Source organism: Amycolatopsis thermophila (assembly GCF_030814215.1).
Taxonomy (GTDB): domain Bacteria; phylum Actinomycetota; class Actinomycetes; order Mycobacteriales; family Pseudonocardiaceae; genus Amycolatopsis_E; species Amycolatopsis_E thermophila.
The window spans coordinates 6,138,926-6,162,406 of record NZ_JAUSUT010000001.1 but is presented as its reverse complement, the minus strand read 5'-3'; the positions used below and the strand labels follow the sequence as shown (position 1 = coordinate 6,162,406).

Here is a 23,481-nt window from a genome sequence, read left to right as displayed (position 1 = left end):
GACAGTTCCGTCAGGGCCGATCGGTGTCGATCAGGACGAAGGTGTCCGGCGGAAGGTGACCCGCCGTGGCCGAGCCCCACGACAGGACGACCTCACCGGCCTGTCCGCCCAGGTCGGCGGGGTCGGGACCGAAGTTGCACACCAGCCGCAGCGGGCCGCGGTCGAGCACCAGGCACGACCCCTCCGACCGCACCCGGAACCGGTCCAGCCACGGGTCGGCCAGCTCCGGCCGCTCCCGCCGCAGCCTGATCAGCGCCCGGTACAGCTCGAGCACCTCGCGGTGCCCCTCCTTGGCCGGCTCGGACCAGTCCAGGCGGGAGCGCTCGACGGTCTCCGGGTCCATCGGGTCGGGCACCTCGGCCTCGCCCCAGCCGTGCCGGGCGAACTCGCGCCGCCGCCCGGTGCGCACCGCCTCGGCCAGCTCCGGGTCCGGGAAGGACGCGAAGAACTGCCACGGCGTGCTCGCCGCCCACTCCTCGCCCATGAAGATCATCGGTGTGTAGGGCGAGCAGAACACGATGGCCGCGCCGCAGGCCAGACGGCCGGGGGAGACCGACGCGGACAGCCTGTCGCCGGTGGCGCGGTTGCCGATCTGGTCGTGGTTCTGCAGGTAGATCAGGAACCGGTGGCCCGGCAGGGTGCGGGTGTCCACGGGACGGCCGTGCGTGCGCTCGCGGAACGACGACCACGTGCCGGCGTGGAAGAACGCCTGCCGGAGCGTCCGCTCCAGGGCGCCGGGCGTGCCGAAGTCGGTGTAGTAGCCGCTGGTCTCGCCGGACAGCGTCACGTGCAGCGCGTGGTGCAGGTCGTCGCACCACTGGGCGTGCAGGCCGTACCCGCCGCCCTCGCGGGCGGTGACCAGCCGCGGGTCGTTCAGGTCGGACTCGGCGATCAGCGTCAGCGGGCGCCGCACGGCCGCGGACAGGGCCTCGACCTCGACGGCCAGTTCCTCCAGCAGGTGCGTCGCCCGCCGGTCGGCCAGTGCGTGCACGGCGTCCAGCCGCAGCGCGTCGACGTGGAAGTCCCGCAGCCAGCCCAGCGCGTTGTCCAGGACGTAGCGGCGGACCTCGTCGGAGCCCTCGCCGTCCAGGTTGAGCCCGGGGCCCCAGTCGTTGCGGCCGGCGAAGTACGGCCCGAACCGGTCCAGGTAGGCACCGGAGGGGCCGAGGTGGTTGTAGACGACGTCGAGGACCACGGCCAGGCCGCGGGCGTGACAGGCGTCGACGAACCGCTTGAACCCGTCCGGCCCGCCGTAGTGCTCGTGCGCCGCGCCCCACAGCACGCCGTCGTAGCCCCAGCCGTCCGTGCCGTCGAAGGAGTTCACGGGCAGCACCTCGACGAAGGTGACACCGAGGTCGGCGAGGTGGCCGAGCCGGTCGATCGCCGCGTCGAACGTGCCCTCCGGCGTGAACGTGCCGATGTGCAGCTCGTAGATCACCCCGCCGGGCAGTGCGCGCCCGGTCCAGTCCTGGTCGGTCCAGGGGAACGCGGAGTGGTCGTAGACCCGCGACGGCCCGTGCACACCCCGGGGTTGCCACGACGAGCGCGGGTCGGGAAGCGCTTTCTCGTCGTCGTCGAGCACGAAGGCGTAGTCGGTGCCCGGCGGCGCCGGGACGTCGGACAACCACCAGCCGCCGCCACCGGTGGTCATCTCGTGATCGGTGTCCCGGGTGCGTACGCGGACACGGGAGGCCGCGGGGGCCCACACGCGGAACGTCATGACTCTCCTCGCACCAGCAGGGCGACCGGGTAGCGCGCGAGCATCGCGGACAGCTCACCGGTGACGGCCGACCCGGTGATCGCGTCGGTCCACTCACCCGCCGGCAGCGGCAGCACGGTGTCACGCCAGCCGCCCGCCGCGGCCAGGCCCACGGGCAACCGGGTGGCCACCACGACGAGCCCGCTGCGCTCGTAGGCGATCGCGTGACCGGCGGCCGGGCCTTCGGCGTGCAGGCGGCGGTAGCCGGTGAACAGCTCCGGCCGGTCCCGTCGCAGGGTCAGCGCGCGGTGCACGACCAGCAGCTTCGCCGCCCCGGATTCGTCGACCTCGGGCAGCCACCCGCCCTCGATCTCGGCCAGCAGTGCCGACCGCAGCGCGTAGTCCACCGGCCGCCGGTTGTCCGGGTCGACCAGCGACAGATCCCACAGCTCGGTGCCCTGGTAGACGTCCGGCACGCCGGGCGCGGTGAGCTGGACGAGCTTCTGCGCCAGGGAGTTCGACCAGCCGGGACCCCGGACGCGCCCGACGAACGCCTCGACCTCGCCGGCCAGCTCGGCGTCGCCGAGGACCTGCTCCGGCCAGGCGGCGACGGCCCGCTCGAACTCCTCGTCGTGGTCGGTCCAGGTGGTGCGGAGCTTGCTCTCCTTGGCCGCCTTGTCCAGGTATCCGCGCAGGCGGTCCGGCGTGATCGGCCACGCGCCCACGAGCGTCTGCCACGCCAGCAGGTTCAGCGACGGCTCGTCGATCCCGCGCCGGCGCGTCCACCGGCGGACCGCGGCGGCGAACTCGGCCGGCACCTCGGACAGCACCGCCAGGCGGGCCCGCACGTCCTCCGAGCGCTTGGTGTCGTGCGTGGTCAGCGTGGTCATCGCCGCGGGCCAGCCGGCCTCGCGCGCGGCGGCCATCGCGTGGAAGGCGTCCACCTCGCCGCCGAAGTCGTTCGGCGAGCCGCCGACCTCGTTGAGCGCGGCGAAGCGCGTGTAGCGGTAGAAGGTGGTGTCCTCGGTGCCCTTGGCGACCACCATGCCGGAGGTCTGCTGGATGCGCGTGGCCAGTTCGCCGTGCGGGTCCTCGCGCACCTGGAAGTCCAGCGCGTCGATCGCCTCGGCCAGATCCGGCCGGGCGGCGCGGGCCTCGGCGATCGCGGTGGCCCAGTGCGACTCGCCCTCGGGCAGGTACGACCGGTACACCGGGAAGGCGATCATCGTCTCGGCCACCGCGCCCTGGGCCGCCTCGTGGTCGATGCCGCGCACCAGCGCCGCGATCCGCCGCACCTCGGCCACCAGGATGCCGTCGGTGACCAGGCGCCGGGCCCGCTGCTCGACCTCGTGGTAGTCCACCGGCTGGCCCAGCGACCGCGCCAGCTCGGTCAGCGGCGCCTCGCCCGCCGGGTCGACGAGCAGCCCGGTGATCTCGCGGAGCGCGTCGTAGCCGGTCGTGCCGTCCACCGGCCAGCTCTGCGGCAGGTCCTCGCCCGGGTGCAGGATCTTCTCCACCACCAGCCACGCCTCCGGGGCGCCCGCGCGCAGCATCCGCACGTAGCCGCCGGGATCGGCCAGCCCGTCCGGGTGGTCGACGCGCAGCCCGGTGACGTCGCCCTCGGCGACCCAGCGCAGCACCTCGCCGTGCGTGGCGTGGAAGACGTCCGGCAGCTCGACCCGCACCGCGGCGAGCGTGGTGATGTCGAAGAACCGCCGGTAGTTCAGCTCCGCGTTGCCGCGCCGCCAGCCCACGAGTTCGTAGTGCTGGCGGGCGTGCACCTCCCGCGGCGAGCCCTCACCCGTGCCCGGCGCGACGGGGAACCGGTGCTCGTAGTAGACGAGCTCGTCCCCCTCGACGCGCAACTCCGCCACGTCCGCGTCGTCGCCGAGGACGGGCAGCAGGATCTTGCCGCGGCGCCAGTCGATGTCGAAGTAGTCGGCGTACGCGGAGCCCGGGCCGTTTCGCAGTACGTCCCACCACCACGGGTTCGCCTGGGCGGCCTCGATCGCCATGTGGTTGGGCACGATGTCCACGACGAACCCGAGCCCCGCGTCGCGCAGCCGCTTCGCCAGCTCCCGCCGGGCCTCCTCGCCGCCCAGCTCGGGCCGCGCCCGCGTCGGGTCGACGACGTCGTAGCCGTGCGTGGACCCGGGGGTGGCGTCGAGCACCGGCGACGCGTAGAGCGCGCCGGCGCCGAGCCGGCGCAGGTAACCGATCTGGCCGGTGGCGTCGGCGAAGGTGAACTCCGGGCGCAGCTGGATCCGGTAGGTCGACGACGGTCTCATGCGTCGACTCGCTGCAGCACGACCAGGGACCGCGCGGGCAGGTTCAGCGTCCCGCCCGCCGGGACCGGCTCGCCGGGCTCCTCGGCGACCGTGCCCGCTTCGGTGTCCACCACGACGGCCCAGCCCGCGCCGTAGTCGGCGTTCGGCAGCGTCAGCTCGATGTCCTCGTAGTGCGCGTTGAACGCCATCAGGAACGAGTCGTCGACCACCTTGATGCCGCGCGGGTCGAGGTCGTTGATGCCCTCGCCGTTGAGGAACGCCACGATCGACTTGCCGAAGCCGTCGTCCCAGTTCTGTTCCTTCATCTCCTCGCCGGAGGGCGTGAACCAGGCGATGTCGCGCAGCTCCTCGCCCTTGCCGATGGGCTTGCCCGCGAAGAAGCGGCGGCGCCGGAACACCGGGTGCTTCTTGCGGAACGCGGCCAGCGCCGCGGCGAAGGAGACCTGGTCGGCGTTGGTCTTGGCCAGCGACCAGTCCATCCAGGAGATCTCGTTGTCCTGGCAGTAGACGTTGTTGTTGCCCTGCTGGGTGCGGCCCATCTCGTCACCGTGCAGCAGCATCGGCACGCCCTGCGACAGCAGCAGCGTGGCGAGCATGTTGCGGCGCTGGCGGGCTCGCAGCTCGAGCACCTCGGTCTTGTCGGTGGGACCCTCGACACCGCAGTTCCACGACCGGTTGTCGTCGGCGCCGTCGCGGCCGTCCTCGCCGTTGGCCTCGTTGTGCTTGCTGTTGTAGGACACCAGGTCCTGCAACGTGAAGCCGTCGTGCGCGGTGACGAAGTTGATCGAGGCGTACGGGCGGCGGCCGTCGTCCTGGTAGAGGTCCGAGGAGCCGGTGATGCGCGAGGCGAACTCGCCCAGCGTGGCCGGCTCGCCGCGCCAGAAGTCCCGCACGGTGTCGCGGAACTGGCCGTTCCACTCCGTCCACAGTGGCGGGAAGTTGCCCACCTGGTAGCCGCCGGGCCCGACGTCCCACGGCTCGGCGATCAGCTTGACCCGGCTGACGGTCGGGTCCTGCTGCACCAGGTCGAAGAACGTGGACAGCCGGTCGACGTCGTAGAACTCGCGGGCGAGTGTGGCGGCCAGGTCGAAGCGGAACCCGTCCACGTGCATCTCGGTGACCCAGTACCGCAGCGAGTCCATGATCAGCTGCAGTGTGTGCGGGTTGCGCACGTTCAGCGAGTTGCCGGTGCCGGTGTAGTCCATGTAGTACTGCGGCTCGTCCTCCACCAGCCGGTAGTAGGCCTGGTTGTCGATGCCGCGCATGGACAGCGTCGGACCGAGGTGGTTGCCCTCGGCGGTGTGGTTGTAGACCACGTCGAGGATCACCTCGATGCCGGCCTCGTGCAGGGTCTTGACCATGCCCTTGAACTCCTGCACCTGGCCGGCCTGCTCGGGCAGCGCCGCGTAGCCCTCGTGCGGCGCGAAGAACCCGATGGTGTTGTAGCCCCAGTAGTTGCGCAGGCCCTTTTCGGACAGCCCGTGGTCGGTGATGAACTGGTGCACCGGCATCAGCTCGATCGCCGTGACGCCGAGTTTCGTGAGGTGGTCGATGACCGCCGGGTGCGCCAGCCCCGCGTAGGTGCCGCGCAGCCGGGGCGGCACCTCGGGGTGGGTCATGGTGAGGCCGCGGACGTGCGCCTCGTAGATCACCGACTCGTTGTACGGCGTGCGCGGCGGGCGGTCGTCACCCCAGTCGAAGAACGGGTTGACCACCACCGAGTGCGGCACGTGCGCGGCGGAGTCGGTGTCGTTGCGCTCGTCCGGCGAACCGAACGGGTAGGCGAACAGCGACTCGTCCCAGTCGACGTGACCCGCGATCGCCTTGGCGTAGGGGTCGATCAGCAGTTTGTTCGGGTTGCAGCGCAGGCCGCGCGACGGGTCGTAGGGCCCGTGCACGCGGTAGCCGTAGCGCTGACCGGGACCGACACCGAGCAGGTAACCGTGGTGGACGAAACCGTCGACCTCGGTCAGGCGGTGCCGTTCCTCGGTGCCGTCGGGGTTCACCAGGCACAGCTCGACGTACTCCGCGACCTCCGAGAAGAGGGCGAAGTTGGTGCCCACACCGTCGTAGGTGGCGCCGAGCGGGTAGGGCATTCCGGGCCAGGGCGGCACAGGGTCTCCTCTTGCGTCGTGAGCCGTGACTTCCGATGTGTGCCCAATCTAGCGGTCTTCACGCGCTTCGCCGGGTCAGCGGGCGCGCGGCGCGCAATGCGCTCACGAAGTGGCGCAGTCGTGCGTCCGCGAAAAACGATTCCACGGTGACGGGCAAGGGAATCCGCCAGTTCGGGTACTCGTCGATGGTGCCGGGCAGGTTGGGCTGGCGCCGTTCGCCGACGACGTCGGCCGGTGTGGTCAGCAGCAGGCGCGACGCGGCGGACGCCAGCAGCGCGTGCAGCGCCGCGACCGGGTCGTCGACGGGGATGCCCCGCGCCGCGGCGAACGCCAGCAGGTCCGCGCGCTCGGCCGCGGCCGTGGCGTGCTCCTGCTCCGGCGGCTCGTGGAGAAGGCCCAGTTCGGCGCGCACGCGCACGTGCTCGCCCGCGAGCCAGCCGGCGGCCGTCGGCAGGTCGTGCGTGGTGATGCTCGCCATCGCGTCGCGGTCCCAGTCCGGCGGCGGCACGAACGGGTGACCGGGCGCGTCGTAGTCGCGCTGGAACCACAGCACGGCGGAGCTGAGCACGCCGCGCTCGTGCAGCGTCTTGGTCACCGCCGCCTCGACCGTGCCCAGGTCCTCGCCCACCACGACCGCGCCCGCGCGGTGCGCCTCCAGCGCGAGGATGCCGAGCATCGCCTCGGCGTCGTAGTGCACGTACGTGCCGCGCGACGGCGGCTCGCCTGGCGGGATCCACCACAACCGCCACAGCCCGGCCACGTGGTCGACGCGGATGCCGTCGGCGTGCCGCAGGACCCCGCGGACGACGTCGCGGAACGGCGCGTAGCCCAGCTCGGCGAGCCGGTCCGGGCGGAACGGCGGCAGGTTCCAGTCCTGGCCCTGCTGACTGAAGGTGTCCGGCGGCGCGCCGACCGTCACCTTCGCCGCGAACACCTCGCCCAGCGCCCAGGTGTCGGCGCCGCCCGGGTGCACCCCCACCGGCAGGTCGTGCACGATCCCGACCGGCATCGCCCGCGCCGCCTCCCGGGCCCGGCCCAGCTGGTCCTCGCACAACTGCTGGAGCCAGCCGTGGAAGGCGATCCGGTCGCCGAGTTCGCCGCGGGCGGCGGCGACCGCGGCGCCGTGCGGATCGCGCAGCGGTTCCGGCCACTCGCGCCAGTCCGGCCCGTGCCGCTCGGCCAGCGCGCAGAAGGTCGCGAAGTCGCGCACGGCCTCGTCCAGCGGCTCCGGCTCGTGCAGGGGCCACAGCAGGTCCAGCGCGCCGAGCTTGGCGTTCCAGATCGCGTCGTAGTCGATCAGGTCCGGGTTGTCCGGGCGCAGGGCGAGCACCCGGGCGCGCAGGTCATCGTCCGCGCGGGCGAACTCGGCCGTGTCGGTGACCCGGAGGTAGAGCGGGTTGGCGTAGCGGCGGCTGGCGGGGGAGTAGGGCGAGCGCTCGACCGGGTGGGTCGGGCTGATCGCCTGCACCGGGTTGACCAGCACCACGCCGGCGCCCAGCTCCGCGGCCGACCGGCGCGCGAACTCCGCGAGGTCGGCGAAGTCGCCGGCACCCCAGGACTCCGCCGAGCGCAGCGCGTACAACTGCAGCATCCAGCCCCAGGCCGGCGGCACCTCGGGCAGGCGGTGCGGCACGACGGCGAGGGTGATCTCGGCGTCCGCGGTCTCCACCCGGTGCCAGCCCAGCGGCAGATCGGCGGGAATCGTCCGTCCGATCTCCCGGCGGGTGCCGTCCTCCAAATGCAGGACAGCCGGGCCGCCCGCGTCGTGTTCGGTACCTTCTCGCAGCACGAGGGTCGGGGGCAGCACCGTGGTTGCCCGCCGCTCGCGGATCGCGGCCAGTTCGCGGCGGACCGCGTCCGGCCCGGACGCGTCCACGCCGAACTGCGCGAGCACGGCGACGACGACGTCCGGCTCCACCTCGACCTCGCGGCGCTCGGCGTTTTCGTACCGGGTGGCCACGCCGTAGGCGTGCGCGAGAGCGGCGAGGTCGGTGTCCACCCGTCCAGGATCGCGGTCCGGGGCGGGTGCCGCCACACGACGAGACGAGGAGAAGGCATGGCGCGCTGGGCCGACCACGCGATCTGGTGGCACGTGTACCCGCTCGGCTTCACCGGCGCGCCGCGCGAAGCGCTCCCGGCGGGCAGTGAGCCGCAGCACCGGCTCGCCCGGCTGGAGGGGTGGCTCGACTACGCGGTTGAACTGGGCTGTTCGGGTCTGCTGCTGGGGCCGGTGTTCGCCGCCGAGACCCACGGGTACGACACGGTCGACCACTTCCGGATCGACCCCAGGCTGGGCGACGACGCCGATTTCGACCGGCTGGTGGCCGCCGCGCACGACCGCGGGCTGCGGATCGTGCTGGACGGTGTGTTCAATCACGTCGCCCGCGGCTTCGGCCATCCGGAGTGGTTCCGGCGCGAGGGCGGCGACCACGCGGTCTTCGAAGGCCACCGGCACCTCGTCGCGCTCGACCACGACCAGCCCGCCGTCGCGGACTACGTGGCCCGCGTGATGAGCCACTGGCTCGCCCGCGGCGTGTCCGGGTGGCGGCTGGACGCCGCGTACGCGGTGCCGCCGGAGTTCTGGGCGCGGGTCCTGCCGGGCGTGCGGCAGCGGTACCCGGATGCCTGGTTCGCCGGCGAGGTGCTGCACGGTGACTACGCGGCCTACGTCGCGCGCAGCGGGCTGGACACGGTCACCCAGTACGAGCTGTGGAAGGCGATCTGGAGTTCCCTGCGCGACGGCAACTTCTTCGAGCTGTCCTGGGCGCTCGAGCGGCACGACGAGCTGCTCGGCTCGTTCGTGCCGCAGACCTTCGCGGGCAACCACGACGTGACCCGGCTGGCCAGCCAGCTGCCCGACGAGCGGCACCTGGCGCACGCGCTGGCCGTGCTGTTCACCGTCGGCGGCGTGCCCAGCGTGTACTACGGCGACGAGCAGGCCTTCCGCGGTGTCAAGGAGCAGCGGGCCGGAGGAGACGACGAGATCCGGCCCGAGTTCCCCGCCGACGCCACCCGGCTCGCGCCGCACGGCTGGCCGGTGTACCGGCTGCACCAGCGGCTGATCGGCCTGCGGCGGCGCAACGCCTGGCTGGTGCGCGCCCGCACGGAGGTCGAGCACCTCACGAACCGGGCGATGGCGTTCCGCTCCCGCGACGACGAGGGCAACCAGGTCCTGACGCTGCTCAACACCCGCGACGACCCGTATTCATTCCCGGTGGGCATCGACGGGCTGCGGGTGCTGGACTCCTCGTCGCCGGACGGGAAGGCGCCGTGGCCGACCGTGCCGCCGCACGGGTGGGCGATCCTCGGTCAGTAGAAGATCGGGCCCGGCATGCCGCCGCCGGCGGCGATCGCGTCACCGGTGATGGCCACGCTGCGCGGTGAGGCGAGGAAGGTGACGACGTCGGCGACCTCCTCGGCGGTGACCATCCGGCCGATCGCGCTGCCGCGGCCGAGGAGGGTCTCCGCCTCGGCCGCGCTGACGCCGTGGGAGCGTGCCACGCCCTCCACCATCCCCGGGGTGCGTTCGGTGACGGTGAGCCCGGGGTGGACGACCGTGACGGTGATGCCGTGCGGGCCGAGTTCGTCGGCGAGGTTCTTGGTCAGCGCGGCGACGCTCACGTTGCGGATCGACCCGAACGGGCTGCCGGTGCGGCGCGCGTTGAGGCCGGAGATGTTGACGATGCGGCCCCAGCCACCCGCGATCATGTGCGGCGCGGCGGCGCGGGCGAACCGCAGGTAGCCGAGCACCTTCGTCTCGATCTCGGCGCGCAGGTCGTCGTCGTCCAGGTCGGCCAGGGTGGCCGGCTTCGTCGGGTCGGCGGGCTGCGCGGCGGCGTTGACGAGGATGTCGACCCCGCCGAATCCGGCGACGGTCCGCTCCACCGCGGCGCGCACGGCGCTGTCGTCGGTCGCGTCCGCCGGCACGGCGAGGGTGTTGCCGCCGATCCGCGCGCGGGCGCGGTCGAGCGCTTCGGCGTCGCGCGCGACGATCGCGACGTCGGCGCCCTCGGCGGTGAGCGCCGCCGCGACCGCGAACCCGATGCCCCGGCTGCCGCCGGTGACGATGGCCCGTTTCCCGTTCAGCCGGAGATCCATTCCCGCATTGAATCAGAGGCGGACGCGGGTGCCGCGGTGCCGGCGGCGGCTCAGGCGGTTTCTTCGGGGCGGCGCCGCTCGATCATGGTGTCCGGGGCCGACTCGGGGACCTCGGTGCGCAGGTCGGAGTCCCGCAGCACCTCGCGGGCCTGCGCCCGCGGGTCGGCGCTGCCGGCGTGCTCCTCCTCGGGCAGCAGCGTCGAGCGCGTCTCCGCGCGGTCACCCACGGCGTTGCGCTCGTCGAACACCTGCGGCCGGTCCAGGTCGTGCTCGTCGCGGATGCGGTCCTCCTCGGCGCCGGACAGTTCCGTGGCGCCCAGGTCCAGTGGCTCGTCGTTGCGCGGTGTCACGACCGTGAGTTACCCGGACGGCGGAACCTTCACACCCACGCGCGGGCGTGGCATCGTGGGGCGATGTACTGGGGCCTCGAAGTGGTGATCGTGCCGGTGTCCGACCTGGACACCGCCAAGGCGTTCTACGCGGACCAGGTGGGCTTCGCGGTCGACCACGACACCGACGTCGGTGGCGGCAACCGGATCGTCCAGCTGACCCCGCCCGGATCCGGCTGCTCGATCGTCATCGGCCGCGGCGTGGTCCCGGACATGACGCCCGGGTCGCTCAAGGGGCTGCAGCTCGTGGTGCCCGACGTCCGCGCCGCGCACGATGAACTGGTCTCGCGCGGGGTCGAGGCGAGCGAGGTGCAGTTCGCCGGCCCGGAGGGGTTCCGCCCCGCCCGGGCCGACGACGACCTGCACAACACGGGATTCGTCTTCTTCGCCGACCCGGACGGCAATTCCTGGGCGGTGCAGCAGATCAACGGCCGCTAGCTGTGCTGCTGCTGTTGGTCGTTGACACCCGGGGATCGGGACTGGGTCTTCTGTAGGGGCTTCTCATCCGGGGTGTGGCCGCCCAGGCCGCCGTGTGGGCGTAGCGCTTCCACCGGTGGTGATGGCGTTTGTAGCGCTGGGAGGCGGGCAGCCGGCTCATGCCCACGCGGTTGAGGATGCGGTAGATCGTCGAGTGGCCGATCTGGTGATCGTGGTAGCGACGCAGGTACATTTCGAATCTTCAGTGGGCCGAATCTCACTCCACACTCGCCCAGCCATGAGCTCCCTTCCTGCATCAGGAGCCCAGACCGTCAACAACCTCTGGCAGTTTTCAGAGCGCACCCGCCACCCGGCCGGGTTGGTCTGTTGTGGACGGTGCGGCACCCGGCTCTCGGCGACCGCCTCGCCGACGGCGGCGCGGCGCTCCCGGGTCGCGGAACTCGCGAGCCGGGGCGAGTCCGGTGCTCAGCCGCGGGTCAGGCCCTGCCCGCCGGCGCCCCGGCTGAGCACGATCCCGTCCGTGCGCGCGACCGCTTGGGCGGCGCGGGCCGGGGCCAGGGCCGGGTCGTCGGCGGTGCGCAGCCGGATCGGCGGGCCCAGGTCGATCACCGTCGGCACGTACTCCGCGTGGTCGACGGTCCACCCGGTGCCCGAGCGGGTGAAGTGGAACCGCCCGATCAGGCCTTCCTCGGTGGTGCCGCGCGGCTCGTCGTGCTTGGCGATCGAATTGCCCAGCCCGTAGGCGACCCACTTGCCGTTGATCTTCTCGATGGGCTGCACGACGTGCGCGTGGTGCCCGATGATCAGGTCCACCGCCGGGTCGCCCAGCAGGCGCTGCGCGATCTGGCGCTGGGAGGCGGTCGGCTCGTGCTGGAACTCGGTGCCCCAGTGCAGGCTCGCGATCACGACCTCCGCCCCGGCGGCCCGCGCCGCGCGAGCCGAGGCCAGCACCGCGTCCGCGTCGAGCGTGTTCGACACCCACTGCTTGCCCGCGGGTGGCTTCTTGCCGTTGAACCCGAACGTGGCGGACACGTGCCCGACCTTCACCCCGTGCACGTCCAGCACCAGCGGTGTGGCCGCCTCCTGCCGGCTCCGCGCCGAGCCGGTGTGCCGGATGCCGGCCGCGTCGAGTTCGTCGAGCGTCCGGTTCACGCCCTCGACGCCCTGGTCGAGCGTGTGGTTGGAGGCGGTCGAGCAGTCGTCGTACCCGGTGGCGGCCAGCGCGCCGGCGATCTCCGGCGGCGCGCTGAACTCGGGGTAGCCCTCGAACGGGCCGTCCGCCGGCGCGAGCGGCGTCTCCAGGTGGCACACACCCAGGTCGGCGCTGCTGATCTCGGGGGCGATCGCGGCCAGCAGCGGCCGGTAGTCGCGCGTCCCGCCGCCGTCGGAGGTGGCCTGGTCGGTCAGCGCGGGGTGGATCAGCACGTCCCCGGTGGCGGCGACGGTGAACCCGCTGTCCGCCCGCGGCGTGACCGCGGCGCTCGTGCCACCGCCGGCCGGGTCGCCGCCGGATCCGGAGCAGGAGGCGAGCAGCGGGACCGCCGCGAGGGCCGCGAGAACCGAGCGGATGCGCATAGCGCCCGATGTTGCCAGTCCCGCCGGACACGGGAAGGGCCACCCTCGGTGCGTCCGTGCACCGAGGGTGGCCCTCGTATTCACCCGGTCAGGACTTCAGTGACTCCGACAGGGCGGTGGCGTCGCGACGGAGGGCCTCCGCGACGAGCCGGTCCCGGACCTTCGCCGGGTCGGTGGTGACCGCCGCGAAGTTCTGCAGCGCGTCCCGCGCGGCGTCGATCCGTCCCGCATCGGCGTGCTTCTGGGCCTGGTCGAGCGCGTTGTGCAGCTGCATCGCGCCCGTCCTGGTCACCAGGCCGGCGTCCCGGAACCGGTCGACCAGCGTCCGCACGTCACCGAACGACGTCCCGGTCGTGAAGGCCACCGTCCTGGTCGTGGTGAGACCGGCCTGGTCGGTGACGGTCACCGCCAGCCGGTGCGCCCCGAGCGGCAGCCGCCACAGCTCCAGCGGCTTGCCCGGTTCGGCCGGCTGCCCGTCGACCGTCGCGGTCACCGCGGCGACCCCGGACGTGGCGTCGGTCGCGGTGATCACGGGGGTCAGGACGGCGGAGTCGCCGAAGTTCTGCCCCTCGCTCACGCCGCCGACCGTCACCGCGGGCGCGGTCTTGTCGATCTTGACCGTCAGACTGCCCGGCTGGGACACGTTGCCGCCGCTGTCGGTCGCCCGGTACAGCACCGTGGTGGTGCCCTCGGCCGACAGGGTCACCGGGTTGGCCGCGTTGGCCCACGTCGCGCCGTTGTTCACCGAGTACTGCCGGCTGGACACGGTGCCGTTGTCGGTGGCCGACACGGCGAGCGTGACGTTGCCGGTGTACCAGCCGTTCGCGCCGGTCGGCGCCGGCGGCGTCAGCGACGCCGTCACCGCGGGCGGTGTCTTGTCGGCGACTCCGGCGCCCTGGAAGGTGAAGGCGTCGACGTCGACCCCGCCGCCGGAGGTGACGAACAGCTTCCCGGCACCGGCGGGCAGGCCGCTCAACGGTGTGGTCACCGTCTGCCAGCCGTCGCCGGCGGGCACGTCGATCGTCGCGAACGGTGCGGCGTCCGCGGCGTTCCACCGCAGCTGCAGCCGGCCCGCCCCGTGCGCCCGGGTCTGCACGCCCGTGATGCCGGTGAAGTTGACCGGGTCGTAGGCGAGCCAGTCGCCGGCGTCGAAGCCGGTGACCGAACGCAGCCCGGACGCGGACGTGTCGTCGGTGATGGTCACGCCGCTGCTGGCGTCGGCGTGCTCGCCCTGCATGAGCTTCGGGTTCAGGATCGCCTGCGCCTCACCGGTCGCGGCGGGAACGCCGTTCGCGCCGTTGTCGGTGTAGGTCACGTTGAGCACGCCGAAGACGTTCTCCGTCGCACCGTGGCCCGCGTCGGCCGGGGTGACCACCGCGCCGCTGCAGCCGGTGCCGCTGTTGACGGGGTGCCCGTGCTGGTTGTGGCCCAGGCCGAAGGCCCACGCCACCCGGCTGCACACCGGGTTCGCGCCGTCTTCCGGGTCGGTCACGGTCACCGCGTAGGGGATCGCGTCGCCCCAGTCGAAGAACCCGCCGTTGGCCGGCGCGGGCAGCCCCACGGTCGGCGCGGTGTTGCCGATCGTCACCTGCTCCGAGGTCAGCCCGTGCTTGCCCGCGTCGTCGGTGACCCGCAGCCGTGCCTCGACCTGACCGTTTTCGGTGTAGGTGTGCGAGGCCTGGACGCCGGTGGCGTCGAACGTGCCGTCGCCATCGAAGTCCCACTCGTAGGTGAGCGCGGACCCTTCGGGGTCGCTGGAGGTACTGGCGTCGAAGGACACCGTCAGCGGCGCCTGCCCGGAGGACGGGGTCGCCGTCATCCGCGCGGTCGGCGTCTTGTTGCCCTGCGCGAAGTCGATCCGGTACAGCCCGGCGTCCGGGTTCTGCCGGAAGAAGCCGTCACCGTACTCCAGCACGTAGAGCGAACCGTCCGGGCCGAACTCCAGGTCCATCGGGTTGTCCCAGATCGGCTGGCCCAAGGTGGACAGGTCCTTGTTGGGCAGGAAGTTCTCCAGCTTCGTCACCGGTCCGTCCGGGCCGGCCAGGGTGAACGCGGCGACGTAGTCCTGCGAGAACTCGCCGAAGAACGCCTTGCCGTCCCAGTAGGCCGGGAACTTCGTCGGCGACGGGTTGTTCGCGTCGTAGTGGTAGACCGGGCCGCCCATCGGGGCCTGACCGCCGCTGGAGCGGAACGCGGTCAGCTCGGGCCAGGGCTGGTCGCTGTCCTTGTCGCCGTACCACAGGGTGGCCGGGGTGGCGGGCGGCAGCGTGCGCAGGCCGGTGTTCCAGCGCGAGTCGTTGACCGGGGCGGCGCAGTCGAACGCCGGTCCCGGGGTGAGGGTGGCGAAGTCGAAGTCCCGGTAGGGCTGGGTGTTGTCGGCCGTGCAGTACGGCCAGCCCGAGTTCATCGCCTTCGTCGTGGTCTGCCATTCGACGTAGCCCATCGGGCCGCGGTTGGGATCCGCGGTACCGGCGTCGGGGCCGTAGTCGCCCCACATCACCGCGCCGGTGGCCTTGTCGACGGTCATCCGGTAGGGGTTGCGCAGGCCCATCACGAAGATCTCCGGCCGCGTCAGCGGGGTGCCCGGCGCGAACAGGTTGCCTTCGGGGATGGTGTAGCTGCCGTCGTCGTTGACGTGGATGCGCAGGATCTTGCCGCGCAGGTCGTTGGTGTTGCCCGAGCCCCGCCGCTCGTCGAGGCCGGGGTTGTAGCCGGGGGCGTCGTTGATCGGGGTGTAGCCGTTGACGTTCGGGCCGGAGGCGGGGGTGTTGCCGCCGGTGGACAGGTACAGGTTGCCCTGGGCGTCGAAGTCGACGTCACCGGCGACGTGGCAGCACTGGCCGCGGTTGGTGGTGACGCGGATGATCTCCTGCTCGGTGCTCAGGTCCAGCGCGTCGCCGGTCCACTTGAACCGGCTCAGGACGTCGTAGCCCTCCCACTGCTTCCAGTAGGAGTCGTCAGCGCCGGCGGGAAGCCGCTCCGGCGCCGAGCCGGCCGGGGTGTTCAGCTTGGGGGAGTAGTAGAGGTAGACCCAGTGGTTCTCGGCGAAGCCCGGGTCGAGCGTCACCGTCTGCAGGCCCATCTCCGAGTTCTGGTAGACGGGGATGGTGTTGACGACCTTCGTCACACCGGTCTTCGGGTCGGTCAGCCGCAGCTCGCCGCTGCGGGCGGTGTGCAGGACGCGGCTGTCCGGCAGCACCGCCAGGTCGATCGGTTCGCCCACGGTCTTGGTGAGCGTGATCTTTTCGTAGTTGGTCCAGTTGAGTGCGGGGTCTTCCTCGAGTGCCGACGCCGGCACGGCGAGGCCGAGCACCGGCAGGGCTGTCACCGCCGCGGCGGTGAGCAGCCGTCTCAGGGCAGCATGCATCGCGACATCACTCCGATGGGGTTTCGACGGGGAGGGTCAGCCGCGCAGGTCGGTGAGCGCCTGGTAGCTGCGCAGGGCGGCGGCGAACGAGCCGGGCGGGTTGGGCTGGGTGTTCGGGGCGGTGTCCTGCTCCCAGATGCCGTGGTAGCGGCCGCGTCCGTTCACGCGGCGCAGGAACTGGCTGTAGGGCAGGTCGCCGGCGCCGAACTCGACGATGTCGTAGCCGTTGGGGTTGGCCGGGTTGGTGTCGCCGTCCTTGAGGTGCAGCAACGGGTAGCGGTGCGGCGCGCGCGTGATGTAGTCGGCCGGTTCGAACCCGGGGTAGCGGTACTGGCCGACGTAGGCCCAGTAGACGTCCATCTCGAGGAAGACCAGATCCGGGTCGGTGTTGTCGAAGAAGACGTCGTAGAGCCGCACGTCCGGGCGGTCGGTGGCGAAGGCGAACTCGCCGGAGTGGTTGTGCTGGTAGAACTTCATGCCGCGGTCGGCGGCCGCGGCCCCGAACCGGTTGAACTCCTCCGCGGCCGCCTGGTAACCCGCCACGGTGTTGACGTTGCTGGGCGCGTTGGCGGTCCCGATGTGCTTCAGGCCGAGGATTTCGGCGTTGTCGAGCTCGCCCTGGAGGTTGGTGCGGAAGTTGCCCAGCCCGACGTGGCTGCCCACGGCCTTGAGGCCGAAGTCGTTGAGCAGCTGGGCGATCTCGGGCACGGTGATCTGCCGCCCGAGGATCGAGGTGCTCTGGGTGTAGCCGGCGAACTCGATCTCGCGGTAGCCGATGCGGGACAGTTGTTCGAACACCGCCCGGAAGCCGAGCTGCGTGACCTTGTCGCGGACGCTGTAAAGCTGGATGCCGATCTGGTTCTGCGGGACGAGGCGGCCGCCGCCTTGGGTCGCGGCGGCCGGCAGCGAGCCGGCGAGTGCCGCGGCGCTGACCGCGACGGTCGCGCCCGCCGCGGTACGCAGGAATCCGCGGCGGTCGAACGACGAGTGGGACACGGGTTTCTCCTTCAGCCGAGTAGGAACCGACCCCCCTTGCGCAGTGCGCGGGTCAACGTAGGAGCCTTTCGCCGGAAGTGTCCAGAGTTTCGAACTTCGCGGAACAAAGTTCGGCCGCGTGTGCTCAAAAGCCGGGTGAACGGGGTTAGGGTCGGAGCACGCGCGAGCTGCGAGGAGGCTGGTGCCCCATGACCACCAGCGGTTTTCCCCCATCGGCCGAGACCCGCGAGCAGGCCGGGCTGCTCGCCCTGCTGCGCGACGAGGGGCCGTTGGCGCGCGTCGAACTCGGCGAACGCCTGGGTGTGCCGCGGGCCCGCCTGGCCGCGGAGATCACCCGGCTGGCCGAAGGCGGGCTGGTGCTCGCGGGCGGTCCGGCGGCCAGCCGCGGCGGGCGGCGCTCGACGCTGGTGCGCCTGGCCGACGACGTGCGGTTCCTGGGGGTGGACGTCGGCGCGACGTCGGTGGGCGTGGCCGTCACCGACGGGCGGTGCGAGGTGCTGGCGCACGCGGTGGAGGACTGCGACGTGCGGCGCGGGCCGGTGCCGGTCCTGGACCGGGTGGAGCAGCTGGCGGCGAAGGTGCTCGGCGACGCCCCGGGACGGCTGGCGGGCGCCGGTGTCGGGCTGCCCGGGCCGGTGAGTTTCCGCGAGGGGATGCCGGTCGCGCCGCCGATCATGCCCGGCTGGGACCGGTTCCCGGTGCGCGACCGGCTGGCGGGGCACTGGGGTTGCGCGGTGACGGTCGACAACGACGTGAACGTGATGGCGCTGGGGGAGCGGCACGCCGGGGTGGCGCGGTCGCTGGACGATCTGGTGTTCGTGAAGGTCGGCACGGGTATCGGCGGGGGGATCATCGTCGGTGGGCGCGTGTACCGCGGGGTGGCCGGCACCGCGGGGGACATCGGGCACATCAAGCTGGACGACTACGGGCCGGCGTGCGCCTGCGGCGAGGTCGGGTGCCTGGAGGCGTACTTCGGCGGGGCGGCGCTCGCGCGGGACGCGATGACGCTGGCCCGGAGCGGGCGGTCGCCGTACCTGGCGGGGTTGCTGGCCGGGCGGGACCGGCTGACCGGACGGGACGTCGCCGAAGCGGCGCAGGCGGGCGACTTCGCGGCGGCGACCCTGGTGCGCGAGGGCGGGCGGCGGCTGGGGCAGGTGATCGCTTCGCTGGTGAGCTTCCTCAACCCGGGGATGGTCGTCATCGGCGGCGGGGTGTCGCGGCTGGGGCACGCGCTGCTGGCCGAGGTGCGGTCTGCGGTGTACCGGCGGTCGCTGCCGCTGGCGACCGGGAACCTGCCGATCGTGCTGTCGGAGCTGGGTGATCAGGCGGGGGTGGTCGGAGCGGCCTGGCTGGCCAGCGACCACGCGTTCAGCGTGCCGGGGTGAGTGGCCGGAAGAACTCCCGGATGTCGGCGACCAGGAGGTCCGGTGCCTGCAGCGAGGCGAAGTGACCGCCGCGCGGATGACTCGTCCAGCGCGTGACGGTGTTGGACAGTTCGGCGAGGCCGCGGATCGCCCGGTCGCCGAGGAAGTTGACCACGGCGGTCGGCACGGGTGAGCGCGCGGGGCGATGGCCCCACGCCTCGGCGCCCGCCTCGTAGTACAGGCGTGCCGCGGAGCCGGCCGTTCCCGTCAGCCAGAAGATCGTGACGTCGGTCAGGACGGCGTCCCGGTCGATCGGCGTCCGGTCGCTGCGGTCCGGGTCCCAGTCGGCGAACCACTCCAGGTTCCAGGCCAGCTGGCCGGCCGGCGAGTCGTTGAGCGCGTAGGCCAGGGTCTGCGGCCGGGTCGACATCTGGGTGGCGTAGCCGGAGTGGCGGTACCACCACCGCTGGTTCTGCCGGGCCTGCTCCCGCTCCTCCTCGGAGACCAGGTCCAGCTCGCCGGGGTGGATCGGGGTCGAGGCGTTGGCCAGCGCGTTGACGTGCACGCCGAGGACGCGCTCCGGCGCGATCCGGCCGAGCTCCGGTGAGACGATGCTGCCGAAGTCGCCGCCCTGAGCGCCGTAGCGCCGGTATCCGAGCCGCCGCATCAGCTCCGCCCAGGCCCGGGCGATGCGGCGCACGCCCCAGCCGGATTCGCGGGTCGGCCCGGAGAACGCGAATCCCGGGACCGACGGGGCCACCACGTGGAAGGCGTCGGCGGGGTCCCCGCCGTGGGCGCGTGGATCGGTCAGCGGGCCGAGGATGTCGATGAAGTCGTACACCGTGCTGGGCCACCCGTGCGTGATGATCAGCGGTGTCGCACCGGGCTCGGGCGAGCGCGCGTGCAGGAAATGCACGGTCTGGCCGTCGATGGTGGTGGTGAACTGCGGGACCTCGTTCAGGCGGGCCTCGTGCTCGCGCCAGTCGTAGCCGGTCCGCCAGTACTCGGCGAGGTCGACGAGGTAGTCCTCGTCGACGCCGTAGGTCCAGCCGGCGCCGGGGAGCTGGCCCGGCCAGCGAGTGCGCCCGAGCCTGGCGCCGAGGTCGTCCAGATCGGACTGGGGCACGGCGATGCGGAACGGTTCCGGTGTGGTCATGGGGTACACGGTGTCACCCCTAGCGGCCGGATCCTGACCGTTGCCGAGACGCCCTTACCGCTTCCACTCAGTGGAATCCCGTTCGAAGCTGAGCCGACTTTTGGCATCCTCGTTCGAAAGTAACGATCTCGTTGTTACTCCTTTTGCCGGATTGCGGCAGAAGTCGTCGGCCGGTCAGAGTAGGCCCGGTACGCAAGAGCACTGAGAACCGGCCAGTTTCCCAACGAAGTGGAGCTCCGCGGTGCCGCACACCCTCACCCGGCCGAGAGATCGCGCCGGTGTCCGCCGGGCGAACCTCGCCCTGCTCGTCCGGCTGCTGCGCCGCCACGGCGCCCAGTCCCGGGCCCAGCTGGCGGTCCGCAGCGGGCTCAGCAAGGCGACCGTCTCCAACCTGGTCGCCGAGCTGGAAACCCGGCAGCTCCTGCAGGCCGGCGGCCGCCACGAAGGCGGCCAGGGCCGCCCCGGCCAGCTGGTCGAACTCAAGCCCCGCGGCATCTGGGGCATCGGCCTCGAACTGGACTCCGACCACCTCGGCAGCACCGTCCTCGACCTGTCCGGCACCGCCACCACGCGCCGCCGCACCACCGCCGACGTGCGCGCGCTGGGCCCGGAACGCACGCTGGACGCCCTGGCCGCCCTCGCCGACGCCGCGATGTCCGAAGTGGACGGACACGTCGCCGGGATCGCCATCGCCGCACCCGGGATCGTCGATGCCACCACCGTGCGCCTCGCGCCGGGTCTGCGGTGGCGGGGTGTCGCCCTCGCCGACGGGCTCGCCGCTCGCACGGGCTTCCCCCTCGCCCGCATCGCGATCGGCAACGACGCCAACCTCGCCGCCCTCGCCGAGACCGACAACACCGGCGCCACCGACGTCGTCTACCTCCTCGGCGGCCTCGGCGTCGGCGCCGGGCTGATCACCGGCGGCACCCTGATCCGCGGCGCGGCGGGCGAGGCCGGGCACCTCTCCCTCGAACCCACCGGCCGGCCCTGCGTGTGCGGCCGCCGCGGCTGCTGGCAGACCGTCGTCGGCATCGACGCGCTCCTGCACTCCCTGGCCGCACCGGGCGACCTGCTCCACGACCCGGCCCTCGACCTCGCGCAGCGGACCGCGATCATCCGCCAGCGCGCCCAGCAGGGCGACCGCCGCGTCCTGGGCGCGCTCACCCAGCTGGGCGCGCACCTCGGGCACGGCATCGCGGTGCTGACCGACCTGCTCGACCCCGACACCGTCGTGCTCGGCGGCTACTTCGCCCCGCTGCGCGAGTGGCTGACCGAACCGATCCGCATCGAACTGGCCGCCCGCTCGGTGACCGCCGAAGCCGGTGGCCCCCGCATCGTGGCGTCCCGGCTCGGGTTCACCGCGGTCGGCACCGGCGCGGCCCAGGCCGCGATCCGGCCCCTGCTGGACGATCCGACGCTGGCCCCGGCCGGCACCCCGGTGAGCGTGGAGGCGTGATGACCGAAGACCTGCTGACCATGCACGGCATCGTCAAGACGTTCCCGGGTGTGCGGGCGCTGGACGGTGTCGAGCTGTCGGTGCGCGCGGGGGAGGTGCACTGCCTGCTCGGCCAGAACGGCGCCGGCAAGTCGACCCTGATCAAGGTCCTCGCCGGTGCCCACCAGCCCGACGCCGGCGAGATCCGCTGGCGCGGCGAACCGGTCACCCTGTCCTCACCGGTCGCGGCGCTGCGGCGCGGCATCGCCACCATGTACCAGGAGCTCGATCTCATCCCGGCGCTGTCGGTGGCCGACAACATCTTCCTCGGCCACGAACCGTCCCAGGCCGGGTTCACCCGCGACCGCCAGGCCCGCGCCAGGGCCACCGAACTGCTCGCCCGCCTCGGCCACCCGGAGATCCACCCGGACCGCGAGGTCGGCGACCTGTCCGCGGCCGGCCAGCAGCTGGTGTCCATGGCCCGCGCCCTGGTGCACGACGCCCGGCTGATCGTGATGGACGAACCGACCGCCGCGCTGGCCGCCGACGAGGTGGACAACCTGTTCCGCATCGTCGCCGAGCTCACCGCCGACGGCGTCGCCGTCGTCTACATCTCGCACCGGCTCGAGGAGATCCGCCGCATCGGCCACCGCGTCACGGTCCTCAAGGACGGCGCCACCGTCGCCGCGGGGCTCGAGGTCGGCGGCGTCACCACCGACCACCTCGTGTCGCTGATGTCCGGCCGCCGCGTCGAGACCGTCTACCCGGAACGCCTGGAATCCACAGTGGACGCCCAGACCGAACTGCTGCGCGTGGAGAACCTCACCCGCCGCGGCGAGTTCGAGGACATCAGCTTCACCCTGCGCCGCGGGGAGATCCTCGGCCTCGCCGGGCTCGTCGGCGCCGGGCGCAGCGAACTGCTGGAGACCATCTTCGGCGCCCGCAAGCCCGACGCGGGCAAGGTCTTCGTCGAGGGCGAGCGCCTCAAGCCCGGGAACGTGCCCGCCGCGGTCGCCGCCGGGATCGGCCTGGCGCCGGAGGAACGCAAGAGCCAGGCGCTGCTGCTGGAGATGTCGGTGGCGCACAACGTGACCCTGGCGAGCCTGCCCGCCTACAGCCGGTTCGGCTTCACCGACTCCGCCCGCGAGATCGGCGACTCGGCCGAGCGACTGAAGGAGCTGGACCTGCGCCCGGCCGACCCGCGCCGCGCCGTGGGCACCCTGTCCGGCGGCAACCAGCAGAAGGCCGTCGTGGCGCGCTGGCTCGTGCGCGGCTGCTCGATCCTGCTGCTGGACGAGCCGACCCGCGGCGTGGACGTCGGCGCGCGGGCCGAGCTGTACCGGCTGATCCGCGAGCTGGCCGCCTCCGGGGTCGGGCTGGTGCTGGTCTCCAGCGAGATGCCCGAGGTGCTCGGGCTCGCCGACCGCGTGCTCGTGCTGCGGGAGGGCCACGTGGTCCGCGAGGCGCCCGCCGGCGAGCTGACCGAAGCAGACGTGCTGGAACTGGTGATGGAGGGAAGTGCGGCATGACGAAGGACCCCTCGTCGGTGTTGCCGGAGGCCACGCAGGCCCCGCCGCCCCGGGCCGCGCCACCGGCGGCGAAGGCCCCGCGCGGGCGGTTCCCGGTGGACGCGCGGTTGGCCGGGCTGTTCGGCGTGTTCGTGCTGCTGTGCCTGGTCGGCTGGCTGACCCGGCCGGACGCGTTCTTCACCGAGGGCAATCTGTCGACCGTCCTGCGGCTGGCGGCGGCAATCGGTGTGGTCAGCGTCGGCATGACGTTCGTGATCATCAGCGGCGGCATCGACCTGTCCGTCGGCTCGATGGTCGCGCTGTCCAGCGTGTGGATGACGACGCTGGCGACGCAGTCGTTCGGCCCGGTCGTGATGGTCGTGTGCGCGCTCGCGGTGGGGCTCGTCTGCGGGCTGATCAACGGCGTGCTCGTCTCCTACGGGCGGGTGGTGCCGTTCATCGCCACGCTGGCCATGTACGCCTCGGCGCGCGGCCTGGCCGAGCGCATCAGCGGCCGCAACACCCAGGTGGTGCGTCAGGCCGACTTCCTCGCCTTCTTCCGCGGCGACTTCCTCGGCATCCCCGTGCTGATCTGGATGTTCGCCCTGGTGTTCGTGGTCGGCTGGATCCTGCTCAACCGCACCACGTTCGGCCGCCGCACGTTCGCCGTGGGCGGCAACACCGAGGCCGCGCGGCTGGCCGGCATCAACGTCAAGCGGCACACCGCGCTCGTCTACGGCGTCGCCGGCCTGTGCTGCGGCATCGCGGCGATCATGGTCGTCGCCCGCACGACCTCGGGCGCCTCGACCAACGGCCTCTACTACGAGCTGGACGCGATCGCCGCGGTGGTCATCGGCGGCACCCTGCTCTCCGGCGGCCGCGGCACCCTGATCGGCACGCTCATCGGCGTCCTGATCTTCACGGTGCTGGGCAATATCTTCACGCTCAACAACCTCGACACCGACATCCAGAACATCGCCAAGGGCGCCATCATCGTCCTGGCCGTTCTGCTGCAGTTCCGCACCAACCGCGCCCGCAAGTCCACCTAGGACCG

16 protein-coding genes are annotated in these 23,481 nt (G+C 72.4%); 6 read left to right on the top strand and 10 right to left on the bottom strand.

All coding sequences use genetic code 11. The annotated features are described in order from the left end of the window. Positions 1 to 10: 10 nt before the first annotated feature. The 4 genes from treZ to FB470_RS30245 are packed head-to-tail and all read right to left on the bottom strand — an operon-like array spanning position 11 to position 8,100. The gene (gene treZ, locus FB470_RS30260; RefSeq protein WP_306996979.1) at positions 11 to 1,720 is read right to left on the bottom strand and encodes a malto-oligosyltrehalose trehalohydrolase; all 1,710 of its coding nucleotides are present in this window, start codon (positions 1,718 to 1,720) and stop codon (positions 11 to 13) included. After that, positions 1,717 to 3,987 (bottom strand): malto-oligosyltrehalose synthase, encoded by a 2,271-nt coding sequence (treY, locus tag FB470_RS30255; RefSeq protein WP_306996977.1) that lies wholly within the window; start codon positions 3,985 to 3,987, stop codon positions 1,717 to 1,719. The genes treZ and treY overlap by 4 nt, the downstream gene beginning before the upstream one ends. Continuing rightward, entirely contained in the window at positions 3,984 to 6,101 is a 2,118-nt protein-coding gene (glgX, locus tag FB470_RS30250; RefSeq protein ID WP_306996975.1) for a glycogen debranching protein GlgX, read from the bottom strand. The genes treY and glgX overlap by 4 nt, the downstream gene beginning before the upstream one ends. A gap of 58 nt (positions 6,102 to 6,159) precedes the next feature. After that, a complete protein-coding gene (locus FB470_RS30245) occupies positions 6,160 to 8,100 on the bottom strand; it encodes a 4-alpha-glucanotransferase (RefSeq protein WP_306996973.1) in 1,941 nt (646 codons plus the stop codon). Between the two features lie 57 nt (positions 8,101 to 8,157). Here FB470_RS30245 and FB470_RS30240 point away from each other — a divergent pair, with 57 nt between their 5' ends. Continuing rightward, positions 8,158 to 9,417, top strand: coding sequence for an alpha-amylase family protein (locus tag FB470_RS30240; RefSeq protein WP_306996971.1), 1,260 nt, complete (start codon positions 8,158 to 8,160; stop codon positions 9,415 to 9,417). Here FB470_RS30240 and FB470_RS30235 read toward each other — a convergent pair. Together FB470_RS30235 and FB470_RS30230 are read right to left on the bottom strand one after the other, a co-directional pair. Then, positions 9,411 to 10,199 carry an SDR family NAD(P)-dependent oxidoreductase gene (locus FB470_RS30235; RefSeq protein WP_306996969.1) on the bottom strand — a complete coding sequence of 263 codons (789 nt, stop codon included), beginning with the start codon at positions 10,197 to 10,199 and terminating at the stop codon, positions 9,411 to 9,413. The genes FB470_RS30240 and FB470_RS30235 overlap by 7 nt on opposite strands. A gap of 50 nt (positions 10,200 to 10,249) precedes the next feature. Next, on the bottom strand, positions 10,250 to 10,549 hold the full coding sequence (locus tag FB470_RS30230; RefSeq protein ID WP_306996967.1) for a hypothetical protein: 300 nt from the start codon (positions 10,547 to 10,549) through the stop codon (positions 10,250 to 10,252). A gap of 63 nt (positions 10,550 to 10,612) precedes the next feature. On the opposite strand from FB470_RS30230, the gene FB470_RS30225 reads away from it, so the two are divergent. Then, positions 10,613 to 11,026: a VOC family protein gene (locus FB470_RS30225; RefSeq protein WP_306996965.1), complete on the top strand. Its 414-nt coding sequence runs from the start codon at positions 10,613 to 10,615 to the stop codon at positions 11,024 to 11,026. 465 nt (positions 11,027 to 11,491) lie between these two features. Here FB470_RS30225 and FB470_RS30220 read toward each other — a convergent pair whose 3' ends face one another. The 3 genes from FB470_RS30220 to FB470_RS30210 all read right to left on the bottom strand — a co-directional run bounded on the left by FB470_RS30220 (position 11,492) and on the right by FB470_RS30210 (position 16,964). Beyond that, the gene (locus FB470_RS30220; protein WP_306996963.1) at positions 11,492 to 12,601 is read right to left on the bottom strand and encodes a CapA family protein; all 1,110 of its coding nucleotides are present in this window, start codon (positions 12,599 to 12,601) and stop codon (positions 11,492 to 11,494) included. Positions 12,602 to 12,689: 88 nt separating this feature from the next. Further along, entirely contained in the window at positions 12,690 to 15,968 is a 3,279-nt protein-coding gene (locus FB470_RS30215; RefSeq protein ID WP_306996961.1) for a PQQ-dependent sugar dehydrogenase, read from the bottom strand. Positions 15,969 to 16,004: 36 nt separating this feature from the next. Beyond that, positions 16,005 to 16,964 carry a sugar phosphate isomerase/epimerase family protein gene (locus FB470_RS30210; RefSeq protein ID WP_306996959.1) on the bottom strand — a complete coding sequence of 320 codons (960 nt, stop codon included), beginning with the start codon at positions 16,962 to 16,964 and terminating at the stop codon, positions 16,005 to 16,007. 188 nt (positions 16,965 to 17,152) lie between these two features. Between FB470_RS30210 and FB470_RS30205 the strand changes: the two genes are divergently transcribed. After that, positions 17,153 to 18,349 carry an ROK family transcriptional regulator gene (locus FB470_RS30205; RefSeq protein ID WP_306996957.1) on the top strand — a complete coding sequence of 399 codons (1,197 nt, stop codon included), beginning with the start codon at positions 17,153 to 17,155 and terminating at the stop codon, positions 18,347 to 18,349. Here the strand turns inward: FB470_RS30205 and FB470_RS30200 are convergent. Beyond that, the gene (locus tag FB470_RS30200) at positions 18,333 to 19,484 is read right to left on the bottom strand and encodes an epoxide hydrolase family protein (protein ID WP_306996955.1); all 1,152 of its coding nucleotides are present in this window, start codon (positions 19,482 to 19,484) and stop codon (positions 18,333 to 18,335) included. The two genes, FB470_RS30205 and FB470_RS30200, sit on opposite strands and share 17 nt — an antisense overlap. Before the next feature lie 241 nt (positions 19,485 to 19,725). Between FB470_RS30200 and FB470_RS30195 the strand changes: the two genes are divergently transcribed. The 3 genes from FB470_RS30195 to FB470_RS30185 are packed head-to-tail and all read left to right on the top strand — an operon-like array spanning position 19,726 to position 23,476. After that, positions 19,726 to 20,940, top strand: a complete 1,215-nt coding sequence (locus FB470_RS30195) for an ROK family protein (RefSeq protein WP_306996953.1) — start codon at positions 19,726 to 19,728, stop codon at positions 20,938 to 20,940. Continuing rightward, complete coding sequence (locus FB470_RS30190) at positions 20,940 to 22,448, top strand: sugar ABC transporter ATP-binding protein (protein ID WP_306996951.1); 1,509 nt, start codon at positions 20,940 to 20,942, stop codon at positions 22,446 to 22,448. The genes FB470_RS30195 and FB470_RS30190 overlap by 1 nt, the downstream gene beginning before the upstream one ends. Next, positions 22,445 to 23,476, top strand: coding sequence for an ABC transporter permease (locus FB470_RS30185; protein ID WP_306996949.1), 1,032 nt, complete (start codon positions 22,445 to 22,447; stop codon positions 23,474 to 23,476). The genes FB470_RS30190 and FB470_RS30185 overlap by 4 nt, the downstream gene beginning before the upstream one ends. The last annotated feature ends 5 nt before the right edge of the window (positions 23,477 to 23,481 follow it).